This is a genomic window from Sulfitobacter sp., from assembly GCF_036961165.1.
Taxonomy (GTDB): domain Bacteria; phylum Pseudomonadota; class Alphaproteobacteria; order Rhodobacterales; family Rhodobacteraceae; genus Sulfitobacter.
The window spans coordinates 21,964-35,832 of the sequence record NZ_JBALVJ010000039.1 but is presented as its reverse complement, the minus strand read 5'-3'; the positions used below and the strand labels follow the sequence as shown (position 1 = coordinate 35,832).

Below are 13,869 nucleotides of genomic sequence, written 5' to 3'. Positions count from 1 at the left end.
AGCCATTCATGCGCAGCGCAGCATCCGTCACAACGGGCTCCAAGCCGCCATTCGCTACAAAGACCACCAATGGCAGCTCTGGGCCGTTCCTAACATCTGATTAATCTGGCCCAGCCATTGAGAGCTTCTATTTGTCCTACTCAGATTGGCAGCCATGTCACTTTGCCCGACATGGGAACTGATAACTTCCAGCATTATATCAGTAAGATGTGTGGTCAACGTGTGTGGTAAGCAAACTTCACCACCTCACTAACGTCAATAAATTCAACGCCTTACGGTGTATCTAGTATGGTGGCGGAGACGAAGGGATACTATGATTTGGAGCATCTTCGCCATATTTTGTTGATATCATGAGCTTAAATTGATTAACGTAGGTGGTAAGCGTAGGTGGTAGAGGTCCGAAATGCCCCAATATTTGTTGAAACAGCGCAGACGATGGTATGCCGTTATGGAGATACCCAGAAATGTTCGATCACAGTTCGGAAAGAGCAGGTTCAAACAGACATTAGAAACCGAAAGCCTGACCCTAGCAGAGAAGCGCGTTAGGCCCATTGTGGTAGAGTGGCGTAAAGCTATTGATTTGGCCCTATCAGGGGGATCAGGGGATAAGATCGCTGATATGCTGGAACATGTCGCCCAAGCCAAACGTGATGGATACGATCAATCTGAGATCGAGGGCCTTGCTTATGATGCCTTGACCGTGAGTGACGGATGGGGTCCAGCAAAGTTTGAAAATGAGGAATCCGAGCATCTATATGCTGTTGCTACTGGAAAGATTTGGCCGCTCAAGCCCTACATTGATGCTTGGAGGATAAGCCTCGACCAAGAACCCAAAACGATTGATATGAAGGTATCTGACGTAAGGCAGTTTGTAGAGAAATTCACCCACGCTCAGGATGCTACAAATGATGCTGTGATCGAATGGGTCGAACAACTTATGACTGCTCAGAGCCTATCTCGAACAACAGTAAGAAGAAAGATATCCGCGACAAAGGGATTTTGGACTTGGCTTGTAAGAACCAAAAAGATGCCCATCCCTGCCCCCTTCACAGATGTTGTTCCTGCAAAAGCCAAGAAGGCCACAAAAGCTGAAATAGCCCAACGCAGAAAGCACTTTGAAGTTTCAGATTATAAGCGGTTGATTGCCTCTTCTTCTGATGATCCAGACCTACAAAACCTCATTATGATAGGGGCGCATACGGGCGCTCGGATTGAAGAAATCTGCTCACTTATGTTGGATAAGGTGAAGTCTGACAGACTGATTGTTGAGGATGCAAAATCAGAGGCGGGGTGGCGTGAAATCCCAATACACAAAGACATTGCATCCACTGTAAGTAAGCTGGCGAAAGAAAGCTCAGATGGCTATCTGATAGCAGGTTTAACCAAAAACAAATATGGGGATAGATCCAATGCCATTGGCAAGAGGTTTGGTCGCCTCAAGTCTGGCTTAGGATACGGCAGAGACTACGTCTTTCACAGCTTTAGAAAGTCGATTGCACGGCAGCTGGAAGAAGCAGGTGTACCAGAAAATATCTCAGCAAGATTGGTCGGCCATGAAATCCAAACAATGACTTATGGGCTGTACTCAGGCGGCGCTGACTTCAAGAGTAAGAAGCAAGCGTTAAACAAGGTGTCCTTTCGCTAAAATAAAGCCCTCACAAGCCCACCTCGCTCATTTGGTCACATACCTAAATGGAACCTAGAGACGGGCATTAAATGGGGCTTTTTGGCAAGCAAATGGGGCTTCTAGCTCAGGGCTTATGCGTTCTAAAGTCAGATGTTTCTGAAGCATCAAGTCAAACAAGGTATAAATAATGATAGAAATTCCCAACCCTCTGATACTCCATAGAGATGCAACGAAGAACAGTAAACTATGGGTATCGCCTTCTATTAATGAGCCGGTGACTGTTGAAGAAGCTGTAGCTGGGTGGTTTCGCAAGCAGGGGTACTATGCATCAGGGGGATACGGCTACCTATTGAACGCGCTCTTGGTCTCACTGATGTTTGATAATTTTCGATACCATAACGCCGAAGATCGCACTGTTTACAAGCAAGTTGTGCCCTCTGGTTTGATGACTTACGAGTGGATACGCATGATGGCTGAAAGGCGAAACCAAAGATCAGATCAGCATACTAATTCATGGGAACTTGATATTGCAAAAGACCATGAGGCGCGAATTAGCAATGCTCCATACCGATCTCAAGAAGCGGTCGAGAGCAATCTGAAGAAAATTCTACCTCGTATCTTAAGAACCAGATTTGCCAACCAAAAACCATATTCAGGCCACGAAGAGAACATCCTTGGCCCCAAGCATTCAGAAGCATCACAATTAGGTTGCGCTCTAGCACTCCTTTCAGCGCTTGGCCCTGATGGGGTGATCAAATTATCTAGATTTCGAGCAAGCAAATTCAGGTACCGCGCCCTTACAAGTTGGCCGGACTTGCTAATCTGGAACAGAGAAAATTGCAGTTTTCAGGAAGTAAAGTCACCCAATGATCGCCCGTCAGATTATCAACTGGAGACTTTGGCGGGCATCGAGAAAATGGGCATACCCTGCGGCATATTGAGTGTGGCCTCATCAGAAGAACCACTGGCCTTTTTTAAGCCTCAGATTGAAGTCGATGAGCCAACGGCTTCTGTGGCGTTCGATAATGCTTCCCTAAATCAAAATAACCTTACCTTATCGAGGTCATTCGATGAACTTCTAACTTTAATAGGTGGAATGTACTTATTGATAAAACAAACTTGCGAGGTTGAACGCATATTTCTCCCTGAAGATTTAACCTGCTTCCTTACAGGCGCAGATGGCTGTAGGTATCCTTACGATCCAGACACAAAACCAACAAGTTTCTTTAGCAACGGGCATTCCGACGCAAATAACTCTTTGCTTGATTCCGTCGAAAACATAAATGCCAGTTATTATCATGCAATAGTCAAGATGATAAATAGAAGAAAAATATTTATATTTGAATACTTGTCACAGATATCACTTTTTGAAATGTCCCAAAGGGAAAGTTATTGGAATCTTCCGAGAGTGAGGCTTCGCGAAACAGCCAACAAACCTAAGTTTGACTTGTCGATAGACAGCCATTCCATTGGTGCGCTTATTACCAAGCCCTTCTTCATGAAGAAAGTCATTCCTACATTAGAATATTTGTCTAAAGCTTTCCCGCTTTCAGAGGGGGCGAGCGAACAGCAGTTTCTCTCGTGGTATTTATTTTCTGGAAACGGCCCTAGCTTATTAGAGTATAGCCCTATTAGGGCAAGAAATCTTCAAGAGGCCGTATTTAAGTACGCCCTTTTCTACCGGAGTCTCCCGCCCGGACCGATGATATTGGAGAGCGACCAAAAGTTTCCCGGCAAAAACAGGCTACACGACAAACGATTTAAGTTACCTATTACTGAAGATTTTATTCAAGCAGTTAGGCATACCAAGATATTATTTGAAGATATGGGCACAATAAAACTGAGGACTGTGCCGCTCGGATACAGCTTCTAAACCCTTTCACCCAACAGCTCGAACGTTAGCAGTGCAGGGATACTCTAAGACAATACACAACTTAAAGGTGCGTTGAATTCCACTCGATACAACCTATCGTATATTAAATCTAATCAGCCACTTGATAACCAATCACTTTTACTAGACCTTAGTGCCCAGCGCCTGCTCTACTTTGTGGAATGACAGTATATCGCTTGTCACTCTGCTCTCTGCGTTGGGAAAAATTATTTCTTAGTAACAGTACGTTAATGGGAATCTAATTGAGGGATGGAATTAATCGAATAGCGGCTATTGCAATTTCAGAATTAATTCTTATCTCAGCAACTCCCCAGCCACCCAAATCTTTCCAAAGCAGTATTTGCGCTCCACCCCGAGCAAAAATCCATAAAGACTTATCGTTTCAATCTTAATCGGTTGTAGCGCTATTATTCTGTCGTTCTGTACTGCTCTCAGCCCTCAATTCAGGGCCATTAGCGTGCATAGGCTACCCAAGCAAGCCAACTACAAATTAAGCCCACAAACAGGCCCTTATAGCCTTTGGCACATCTGTGTCTAATCGGCATCGGCCATAACAAGGAGAATTAAGATACCCAACTCTAATCCCAGAACCCAAGTACGATTTATGCTCACTGATGAAGCTCTATCACGACTGAGGGGCGCATCGGAGAAGACTGGCAGCAATCTGTCCTCTCTGGTCGAAAAAGCAATCAAAGCAACTATCGCCCCATGCCCAACAACCAAAGCTGACATCAGCAAGGAAGCCCAGAATGACCAAAGCAAGCAATAATGAGCAAATCCTACCTGCTGGTTTTGTAGATATTAGCCATCATGTCGTTGCAACAATGTCTCGCCGTTACTCCACTATTGAGGTCACAGATGAGGAAGGAAACACGACCAAAGAGGACATGGCGTTTAACCAAGCTCAGAAGAAGGCAGTTAGCTATATACTTGATCATGTTGTGAAGTATCAGGGCTATTTCTTAACCTGCTTCGCTGACAATAAGCCTATTTTGGGGAATGACCTTGAGACCACTGTTGACGTCTGTGCAGTGAATACGAATGCTCTTGATCGCAAGATGATCCGGCACGTTCTGACCTCAGCACCAATATCTTTTCAGCGCCACCAATACTGCCCCGGCTTCCCTAGATTTCTTAAGGTCGATGGCGCTACTACTTACAACACATGGCGTAAAAATGATCGCTTAACTCTGACTGAGCAGGACATTGCGAGCTGGGCTAACTCGAAGCCAGAAGCACAAGCTGACTTAGATGCAAACGTCGCGGATGGTGTACCTTTTGAGGAAGTTGCTGAGGGTTTTGCACTCCATACAGAACCACTAATTTGGAGGGTCATGCTGCGGATGTTATTCGGGGATGGTAACTCTCCTGTCGCGTCTGAGGACTGGATGGCCGAGCATGACGTATTCACTCGGTGGTTTGCTTGTTGCGTTCACAGGCCACTAGATCGTATCCGATGGGCACCAATTATCCGTGGATCGCATGGCATTGGTAAAGGTACGTTTCAGCACATGGCAAAAGCCCTCATGGGTTCTGGTAGTGTGAGTGTAGTAAATGACCTTGAAGGTATTACTGGTCAATTCGCTGGTGAGAAGGCTCTGACAAGATTGTTGGTAGTCGATGAGTGCTGGTCAAAGTCAGGTAAGGCAATGGAGAGATTTAAGCCCATTGTTTCCGAGGATCATGTAAACGTTGAGCGCAAGGGTGAGCAGTCATTCTCCACACGAGCAACCCATAACACTATCGTCTTTTCTAATCACCACACCCCATTCAAATCATCCGAGACTGAACGCCGCTGGTGGGTGCCGTGTTACCGGAATTATGATCAAGGTGAGGATGCAACAAAACAGACTAATCAGGCTTTCCACGCAGAAGGTAACAGGTTGATCCGTGAGGCGATGCCATTGAGTGCCGCTGGTGATCAAGATCAGATAAGGGACTTGCTGTGCTGGTTGAAAGTCGTTGCTGATATGGTTCCTGCTGCTTGGCTTGGTACTGCACCAGCTTCTGAAGGCTTCATGGACTTGGTTGATACGGATACAGAAAATGCTCATGATCATCTGAAGTCTTGGCTAGGGGGCTTGCAAACGAAGGATGCTCTGTCCTTGAATCAGGTGGTGAGCGCATCTTCAGTCCCTCAGTCTATGTTGAAAGACATGATGACCAAAGATTTCAATTTCAGGTCATGTCAGATGAAGTGTGATCGTGGACGGAAGGTCTGGACTAAAGCACCGGTGGGGGTAGGGCCTACTAACTTAGTAGAATACAAATCTCCGTAATTCCCACTATAGGGCTGCTGGCTTTGCTGTTGGTGGCCCTTCTCACTTGGATAGTCAGGTTGATCTGTATGAGGCGTATGACGCTTGTATGATCCTCCGTATGACCCTCTATATTGGCCAAACACCCTATTTATATAGCGCATATCAATCGGTATGACCCGTATGACCCTACAACCATCCTATTATAAACTGCCAACCTAGGAATTTGTTGATTGGCGTTAGTCTCTGAGAGACTGCTCATGCGCGCTCGACCTAACAACAAGAGTAATTACAATTTGCTATTTCGAGAGCAATTCTTGGCACTCGGCTATTTTCCCACCAGATAGACTGGCTGGGGAAGTGTTCGATTTAGTGGCCTCAGAAAGGTTCAACGTGGCATTTGTAAGTTTCACCTGTGCAATAAGGAATGCCTCATAATCAAACTTAAACTGAGTATCCGGCACTCCGGTCTCTTTGAATAGCTCGTAGCAAACAGGATTTAGGAGAGCTAAAGACTTATCGGCTGCATAAGTTTCGCTACAGACTTGTTTGGCCGCTCGAGTAGCCTCCGAAGTGCGAGCCGCTTGTATCTGTCTATTTTGGTATTCTAGCTCAGCATAGCGTTTTTCAGCTAGGACAACCTCACAGAGTAGTCTTTCCACGTTTCTTTTATTTACTTCCTGTCGATCTTCTGCGCCATCTATAAATTCTTGTTCCGCCTTAGCATCTTCACCTGAAAGAAACTGACTTTTTGTTGTAAAGTATTTCCAGTTATCACCTGTTGCGCGGTTAAGGCAGTCCTCGGCATTTTTTATTACAGCAGTCCCAAACAAATTCTTCCAATCTTTTATCTCATCGGCGAACTTTTCCGCCTTTGACATATCATTTGCTTCAAGAGCGGCTAAACAAGCATTTGCTGTATCAGGCTTGCTCTGCGCTACCACTGGACTGGAATGTAGGCAGATACTGGCAAGAGCCGCTACTAGCCAAGCTCCATTGGGGGTCAATTTTTGCAGCATAGATTCCTCATTTTGGTCGTCTACCGGGCAATCTGATAATAGCATTTTAGACAAGGCAACGTCGAAAGCAATGTGTCCACAAAGGTCTACCCAAACAAGACGGTCAGAAAATCTCCTAAAAGTGTCTATTTAGACTTGATCCTGATTTTGTAGACAGTATTCTATAAAGGTCTAGAATCATAGGAGACACTAAATGTCTGTTGTTGGGTATCGCCGCGTTAGCACTGTTGATCAAAACTTTGACCGCCAAGACTTAGGTGACGTGGATAAGCTGTTTGAGGAAAAGCTGTCAGGAAAGAACGCTAAGGATCGCCCAGCGCTGAACAGCATGATGGATTGGGTAAGAGAGGGTGACTCTGTGCTTGTCCACAGCATTGATCGGCTAGCTAGAGACTTACGCGACCTACAAACAATCATTCAGACTTTGAACGACAAGGGCGTTTCGATAGCCTTCAAAAGTGAAAACCTGACCTTCTCTGCCAGTTCGGATGATGCCTTCGCAAAACTACAGCTTCAAATGATGGGCGCATTTGCTGAGTTTGAGAGAAACATCATTCGGAAAAGGCAAGCGGATGGAATCGCCAAGGCCAAGGCAAGAGGGGCTTACAAGGGCAGACCTAAGACTGTTGATGATGCCAAGGTCAAAGAACTCAAAGAGGCTGGTATGGGCGCTACAGCTATCGCTATGGAGCTTGGTATAGGTCGGGCTACAGTTTACAAGTCTCTTCAAAGTTAAAACAGGCTAGGAACTAGGAGACGGCTAATGGCGAATTGCTCACGGTGTAATAAGAAGCTCGGCTTCCTCACCTCAGGGAACTATTGCGACCAATGCATGGCAGAAAACGCCCACAATGAGAGGGAAGGTGCTATCAAAGCCGCAGAGATAAACCGTGAAAAAGACGCTGAAAAAGCTAGGCTATCAAAGCTAGAGGCTGTCTCAAGATCAAAACGGATAGACTCCATCATGCTCACTACTGAGACAGCGCCTAACCTTAATATCACCAAACGCATCGAGATCGTCACGGCTGAATGTGCCTTTGGTATGAACATGTTCAAAGACTTGTTTGCAGGTGTCAGAGACATTGTTGGCGGAAGGTCTGAGGCTGTTCAAAAGACTATGCGAGATTCCAGAAAGACAGCTTTGTATGAGTTGAAGGTTGAAGCGAGTCTTGTTGGGGCCAACGCCGTAGTCGGAGTCGATCTGGACTACGTTGAACTTAGTGGAGCGGGTAGCATGATTATGTTGGTGGCATCTGGCACGGCTGTGATAATTGAAGACTGACTGGTCAGACGTGGGACCCTAGGCGTTTCTAGCAAACGAATCCGTTTGAGGCAGGTAGCCCCCTTGCGCTGTTTGACAAAAATTTCAAATCAGACGTGGCCGAGTTGTCGAAGGCGCTCCCCTGCTAAGGTGCTAGATAGGGAAGAACCTTCAAAAACGTAGGTGGTAAGCGTAGGTGGTAGACCCTACTTACTACGTTGAAATGTATGATTAAATTGGTCTTGGCGGAGACGAAGGGATTCGAACCCTCGAACGCTTGCACGTTACTCCCTTAGCAGGGGAGCGCCTTCGACCACTCGGCCACGTCTCCGTTGACCCGTTTAGCGGCGGGTTTAGGGGAGGGCAAGGGGGTATTGGGGGGTTATTTGTGGAGTCACACTTTGTACACAGGCTGTACACTGGGCGTACCGCAGGATCGCAGTAGGGCGAGACAGCGTGAATTCCCCTGCCCCGCCTCCTTGGCCTAGATCACAACCGACAACACATGCAGTGCGGCCACCAGGACGGCGCATGTTTTCGGGTGGGTGCCGAACCCCGCCCAAAGGGCCAGAACGGCAAAGATCAGGTTCGTTGAGGTCGCATCCGTCAGCGCAAAGCTGACATATTCGACTAAGAGTTGCAGATGCCACATGTTCAGGTAATCTCATGTAAATGCGGCGAGGCCCCGCCTTGGGTTAAGACGTTGTCCGGACAATGATAATTATGGAGGATGAGAAGTCCTGACGCAGTCGCTCAAAGATGCCCGTGATGGCTGAGAGTGGTCTGGAATTTCCCGAAATTGAGCAAAGTTGCCTAAAGTTGACCCAGATATTTTGAAGGCTTTCGGGCGCGCAGTAAAACTTGCGCGCGGCAAGCGGGGATGGAATCAGAAACAGTTGGGCGATGCCTTCGAACCTCCGGTCGGAAACTCGATCATCTCGAAGGTGGAGAAGGGGCAAAAAGAGGCGCTTGGCTTCACCTCGGTCGGTCGTTTCACAAAACTACTGGAGCTTCACGAAAGCTGGCTTGAAAAATTTCTGGACGCCGAAGAAACCGCCGACAGCGGTGAAACGAAAGCCGAGCGGGAGGCGGACCAAATATTTGACCGCCTGCACCGTGAAGGGGCAACCGAAGGCGCCAGCGATGACCTGCTGATCCAACTCGCCAACCGGTTTACCGAAGGCGATCACAAGGACCGCGAGACCGCCTATGTTAGTGTTCGCGCGGCCTTGGAAGAATTGGCAAGCAACCGCGACATTGCCGCTCTTGCAGGCAACGCGGATGCGCAGTTTGCGGCCCTGATGCGGCACGTCGATACGCTTAACGATGAGGGTAATTTTGACGAGGCTGCCCGTATTCTGGACCAAGAACAGGACCGCCTTGATCAGGTGGCAACGCTCCATCTGAAAAAACAACTGAGCCAGGATCGCCTGCGCAATCGCCCCGATCTTGCGGCGAAACAGCTGATTGCGGATCAGTATCGGCAGGCCCCGCCCGGCGGCGTGTTTTGGGCGGTGGACAGACTTGCAAATACTTGGCGGAATCAGGGTGATAAAGCTGGGGATATGTTCGCACTCGCTGTTGCGCTGGCCCTTGCCAAAGCCAATTACCACGATCGAGCAAAAGGCAAAAAGCGGCTAGAAGCCATTGCGCTGCATGCATTGGGGTGGGGTCACCTGCGCCTCGCGTACCGCTCGACCAAGGACAGTCACTTGCGCATCGCCAGATCGGCCTTCACAGCCGCGATCGAAAAGACCAACAAGAAAAAAGATCCCGTGAACTGGGCGGCACGACAAGATGGACTTGGCGGCGTTCTGCTTGAGATTGGGTCACGCGCATCTGATGCAGCGATTGTGCAGGACTCTGTTACTGCTCGTCGCGCTGCTTTGACGGTGTTGATTGCGCAAAAAAACGAGACCAAAAAAGCCGTTTGGAACAATCTCGGAATTTCGCTTCAAGCCCTCGGCGAACTCTCCAGATGCGACGCAACGTTGCAACAGGCCGTGGAGGCTTTGAAAACCGCACTAAATCTAAAAGACCTACCAAAAGACCCGCTTGATTGGGGAGCGACACAGAGCAACCTCGCCCTTGCGCTGAAGTGGCGCGGAGAGATTACCGGCGAACTGGCACATTTTGACGCTGCACGAGATGGCTATGCCGCGTGCGAAGGACTCGATTTTAATAGCAAAGCCCCCTTCATATGGGCGCGCCTGCACTGGAACATCGCTGATCTGGCCGTTGCCCGCTTTGCGCTGGCCCCCTACCCCGCGCATCTGATTGAGGCACGCAATTATCTGGCGCAAGCACGGGCAATCTTTGTGGAGGGGTCCGAGTATCAAACGCAACGCTACGATGAATTGTTGGCCAAGATCGAAGCGGCGCAAACGGCCTAGTTATTAAACAAGAAGTGCAGCACGTCGCCGTCTTTGACGGTATACGCCTTACCCTCTGCGCGCATTTTACCTGCTTCTTTCGCGGGGCCCTCGCCGCCCAAGCTGACAAAATCGTCATAGGCGATTGTTTCGGCGCGGATGAAGCCTTTTTCGAAGTCACCGTGGATGACACCTGCGGCTTTTGGCGCGGAGGTGCCTTGTTTGATGGTCCAGGCGCGGGCTTCTTTGGGGCCTACGGTAAAGTAGGTTTCGAGGTGCAGCAGCTCGTAGCCGGCGCGGATCAGACGGTCGAGACCTGCTTCTTCGAGGCTCATGTCGTCGAGGAACATCTGCGCGTCTTCGGCGTCAAGCTGGCTGATCTCTTCTTCAATCTGAGCGCTGATGACCACGGCAGAGTTGCCTTGAGCAGCAGCCATGACTGCAACGGCGTCAGACAAAGCGTTGCCTTTGGCCGCGTCATCAACGCCGACGTTGCAGACATAAAGCACAGGCTTGGTAGTCAGCAGTTGCAGCATGCGCCATACTTTGGCGTCATCCTCGTCGACCGAAACCATACGCGCAGGATTACCCTCTTCGATAGCAGCCTGAGCGGCGGCCAGAAGGCGTTCTTGTTGCACGGCATCTTTGTCGCCGCCTTTGATCTTCCGCACGAGACCCGCGCGGCGTTTCTCGATGCTTTCCAAATCAGCAAGCATCAGTTCCGTGTCGATCGTTTCGGCATCAGCGACGGGGTCAACGCGCCCCTCAACGTGGGTCACGTCACCGTCCTCAAAACAGCGCAGCACATGGGCAATTGCGTCCGTCTCGCGGATGTTGGCAAGGAACTGGTTGCCCAAGCCTTCACCTTTGGATGCACCTTTGACAAGGCCAGCGATATCCACAAAGGTCATGCGCGTGGGAATGATCGATTTCGACTTGGCGATCTCGGCCAATTTATCAAGGCGGGCGTCCGGCACGGCGACCTCGCCCACGTTCGGCTCGATCGTGCAAAAGGGGAAGTTGGCGGCCTGTGCGGCAGCCGTGCGGGTGAGCGCGTTAAAAAGCGTCGATTTGCCAACGTTCGGCAGACCCACGATACCCATTTTGAAACCCATGATAGTATCCCCTTATGCGTTTGCGCCGTGTTAGGGGAGGCGCGCGCGCTGTGCAAGAGCAAGCCGTATGTGACTAAGTGTCAGAAATCCGAATTTGCCAGTTATAGATTTTGCGAAATTCCACACCCTGCCCCTTGCGTTCCGCATTGATTTCCACGCCTGAATTGGGCATTGCAAAATGAACACTTCAAAAAGGCCACTGTTATGACCCGCATTGACGCAAAATTCGCTGACCTCAAGGCTAAGGGCAAGAAAGCTTTTGTCTCTTACGTTATGGCCGGTGATCCGGATTTTGACCGCTCTTTGGAAATCGTGCGCGGGCTGCCTTCCGCCGGTGTGGACATCATTGAGCTTGGCTTGCCATTCACCGATCCGATGGCCGATGGCCCAACAATCCAGCTTGCAGGCCAACGCGCGCTTGAAGGCGGCATGACCCTCAAACGTACGCTGCAACTGGCAACCGAGTTTCGCAAGGACGACGACACAACGCCAATCGTGCTGATGGGCTACTACAACCCGATCTACTCCATGGGCGTACCCGCGTTTCTGATAGCCGCAAATGCAGCCGGCATCGACGGGCTGATCGTGGTGGACCTGCCGCCCGAAGAAGACAGCGAGCTGTGCCTACCCGCGCAGGAAGCGGGCCTGAACTTCATCCGCCTTGCCACGCCCACCACGGACGACAACCGTCTCAAGCGCGTGGCGCAGAACACCTCAGGCTTTGTTTACTATGTCTCCATCACCGGCATCACCGGTGCCGCCGAGGCGGACGCGGGCGATGTTTCGCCAGCCGTTGCGCGCATCCGTGAAGCGACGGGCCTGCCCGTGGTCGTCGGTTTTGGCGTCAACACCCCCGAAAAATCCCGCACTATTGCCGAAGTGGCAGATGGCGTGGTTGTAGGCTCCGCTATCGTGAGCCAGATTGCAGCAGGCAAAAGCACCGAAGATGTGCTGGCATTTGTGAAAGCCCTCGCCGACGGCGCGCATTCAGCCTGAGAGTAGACTGGAGCGAGCCACTTTTGCGGAGTGGTGACAGCATGTCATTTATCGTGCTGGCCTGTCAGTCATCCCCTAAGCAGGCATGAGACCTAAATAGAGGTCAGCTATGCGGAGTTAGCGATTTTGACGGCGCAAGTTTACGCCAAAGCGATCACAACTGCCAAAGCCTCTCCATCAAGTGGTCGGGCACCATGCCCTTTTCCGGTAAGGTCTTCCATGAGCAAGCGATCACCTGCTTTAAAGGTTCGGGTGTCGCCCGTGCTTGTCCAACCTTCGACCACCCCTTCCAATACAACGAACAGCTGTCTACGTGGCGATGGGTGCGCCGCATCCTGCCAGTCTTTGGGGAAGCGAAACCAGAAAAAATGTGTCGCGCCAGTCGGTTGGGAGATGTCTAATGCAGGTGCTGGTGGCGCGTATTGAATTGAGGACATATCGACCTCGGTATCTTCAAAATGGCTTTCGCCACTTTCATCAGAAAAGAGACGTGTGCATTTGATCGGCCTTGGCATGACCTTCCTATTCTGACTAAAAGAGTGGATCGTGGAGTGTGCATGAGAGCACTTGTCTCGTCAATTGTAAGTCCAGACCATGCTGTCGCATTGGGCTCGAACTGGACCTCGGATGCGGCACAGCATTTGGTGATATGGTGCAGTGTCAACATCGGGTTGTCGATGTGGGAGGGTATTGCGGATCCGACGAACTGCCACGCAAACACCAAACTTACCGGCCATTCGCGCGCTTCGCCCAGCTTGGAACAAAGGGCGAATTGTCGGTCAGAAATCTCCCTTGAAGCCAAAGCATGTCTGGGCGATCCGGGTGTGTCTCGAACTGGCCGAGAAGCATCGTGATCTCGCCATGTTCAATATGGCCATCGACAGAAAATTGCGCGGTTGTGACCTCGTTAGATTGCAGGTCGTGGATGTGATGGCGTCTGGTCAGATCAAGGAACGCGCGCGTCGGTCGCAAAGTGGATGAAAGATCCGCTGATGTTCGGGTCCGAATTTCTCTGGCCTGGATGTTTCCACGAGCGCCCTCACATCTTGACACATCAGTATGCAAGAATTGTGCGAGACTGGGTCTCGTCGATTGGCTTGGAAGTGACCGCCTATGGCACCCATTCAATGCGGCGCACAAAGGTCACCCAGATTTACAAGAAGACGGGCAACTTGCGGGCAGTTCAACTCCTGTTGGGGCATACAAAGATGGACAGCACCGTCAGATACTTGGGTGTCGAACTTGAAGATGCTCTGGCTACCGCAGAAGCCATTGATATCTCAACGGTTGGGCCGTTCGACAAGAACGGCACAAGCTGCCATTCTACAGG

Annotated in this window: 12 protein-coding genes, 1 tRNA gene and 2 pseudogenes; 10 read left to right on the top strand and 5 right to left on the bottom strand. The window is 49.9% G+C overall.

Going from position 1 to position 13,869, the window contains the following annotated elements:
* Positions 1-403 precede the first annotated feature (403 nt).
* The 5 genes and pseudogenes from V7730_RS22685 to V7730_RS15265 form a co-directional block, all read left to right on the top strand.
* Positions 404-568: pseudogene (locus V7730_RS22685) on the top strand (DUF6538 domain-containing protein); the annotation flags it as partial.
* A 51-nt stretch (positions 569-619) separates the two neighbouring features.
* Positions 620-1,645: a tyrosine-type recombinase/integrase gene (locus V7730_RS15275; RefSeq protein ID WP_335748461.1), complete on the top strand. Its 1,026-nt coding sequence runs from the start codon at positions 620-622 to the stop codon at positions 1,643-1,645.
* Positions 1,646-1,814: 169 nt separating this feature from the next.
* Positions 1,815-3,500 carry a VRR-NUC domain-containing protein gene (locus tag V7730_RS15270; protein WP_335748460.1) on the top strand — a complete coding sequence of 562 codons (1,686 nt, stop codon included), beginning with the start codon at positions 1,815-1,817 and terminating at the stop codon, positions 3,498-3,500.
* Between the two features lie 568 nt (positions 3,501-4,068).
* Positions 4,069-4,287: a ribbon-helix-helix domain-containing protein gene (locus V7730_RS22680; RefSeq protein WP_443070230.1), complete on the top strand. Its 219-nt coding sequence runs from the start codon at positions 4,069-4,071 to the stop codon at positions 4,285-4,287.
* Complete coding sequence (locus V7730_RS15265; protein WP_335748459.1) at positions 4,268-5,797, top strand: primase-helicase family protein; 1,530 nt, start codon at positions 4,268-4,270, stop codon at positions 5,795-5,797. Before V7730_RS22680 ends, V7730_RS15265 begins: the two co-directional genes overlap by 20 nt.
* A 278-nt stretch (positions 5,798-6,075) precedes the next feature.
* Here the strand turns inward: V7730_RS15265 and V7730_RS15260 are convergent, their stop codons facing one another.
* On the bottom strand, positions 6,076-6,795 hold the full coding sequence (locus V7730_RS15260) for a hypothetical protein (RefSeq protein ID WP_335748458.1): 720 nt from the start codon (positions 6,793-6,795) through the stop codon (positions 6,076-6,078).
* A 193-nt stretch (positions 6,796-6,988) separates the two neighbouring features.
* On the opposite strand from V7730_RS15260, the gene V7730_RS15255 reads away from it, so the two are divergent.
* Both V7730_RS15255 and V7730_RS15250 read left to right on the top strand, forming a co-directional pair.
* Positions 6,989-7,531 (top strand): recombinase family protein, encoded by a 543-nt coding sequence (locus tag V7730_RS15255; protein ID WP_335748457.1) that lies wholly within the window; start codon positions 6,989-6,991, stop codon positions 7,529-7,531.
* A 96-nt stretch (positions 7,532-7,627) separates the two neighbouring features.
* Positions 7,628-8,077, top strand: coding sequence for a YbjQ family protein (locus V7730_RS15250; RefSeq protein WP_443070229.1), 450 nt, complete (start codon positions 7,628-7,630; stop codon positions 8,075-8,077).
* 222 nt (positions 8,078-8,299) lie between these two features.
* Here the strand turns inward: V7730_RS15250 and V7730_RS15245 are convergent.
* Positions 8,300-8,387 (bottom strand) — tRNA-Ser (locus V7730_RS15245).
* Positions 8,388-8,540: 153 nt separating this feature from the next.
* Complete coding sequence (locus tag V7730_RS15240; RefSeq protein WP_335748455.1) at positions 8,541-8,708, bottom strand: hypothetical protein; 168 nt, start codon at positions 8,706-8,708, stop codon at positions 8,541-8,543.
* Between the two features lie 157 nt (positions 8,709-8,865).
* Between V7730_RS15240 and V7730_RS15235 the strand changes: the two genes are divergently transcribed.
* The gene (locus V7730_RS15235; RefSeq protein WP_335748454.1) at positions 8,866-10,449 is read left to right on the top strand and encodes a helix-turn-helix domain-containing protein; all 1,584 of its coding nucleotides are present in this window, start codon (positions 8,866-8,868) and stop codon (positions 10,447-10,449) included.
* Here V7730_RS15235 and ychF read toward each other — a convergent pair.
* Positions 10,446-11,543 carry a redox-regulated ATPase YchF gene (gene ychF / locus V7730_RS15230; RefSeq protein WP_335748453.1) on the bottom strand — a complete coding sequence of 366 codons (1,098 nt, stop codon included), beginning with the start codon at positions 11,541-11,543 and terminating at the stop codon, positions 10,446-10,448. The two genes, V7730_RS15235 and ychF, sit on opposite strands and share 4 nt — an antisense overlap.
* Positions 11,544-11,747: 204 nt before the next feature.
* On the opposite strand from ychF, the gene trpA reads away from it, so the two are divergent.
* Positions 11,748-12,539 (top strand): tryptophan synthase subunit alpha, encoded by a 792-nt coding sequence (gene trpA, locus V7730_RS15225; RefSeq protein ID WP_335748452.1) that lies wholly within the window; start codon positions 11,748-11,750, stop codon positions 12,537-12,539.
* A gap of 140 nt (positions 12,540-12,679) precedes the next feature.
* Here the strand turns inward: trpA and V7730_RS15220 are convergent, their stop codons facing one another.
* The gene (locus V7730_RS15220; protein WP_335748451.1) at positions 12,680-13,054 is read right to left on the bottom strand and encodes a hypothetical protein; all 375 of its coding nucleotides are present in this window, start codon (positions 13,052-13,054) and stop codon (positions 12,680-12,682) included.
* A 277-nt stretch (positions 13,055-13,331) separates the two neighbouring features.
* On the opposite strand from V7730_RS15220, the pseudogene V7730_RS15215 reads away from it, so the two are divergent.
* A pseudogene (locus V7730_RS15215) lies at positions 13,332-13,819 on the top strand (tyrosine-type recombinase/integrase); the annotation flags it as partial.
* Positions 13,820-13,869: the final 50 nt, after the last annotated feature.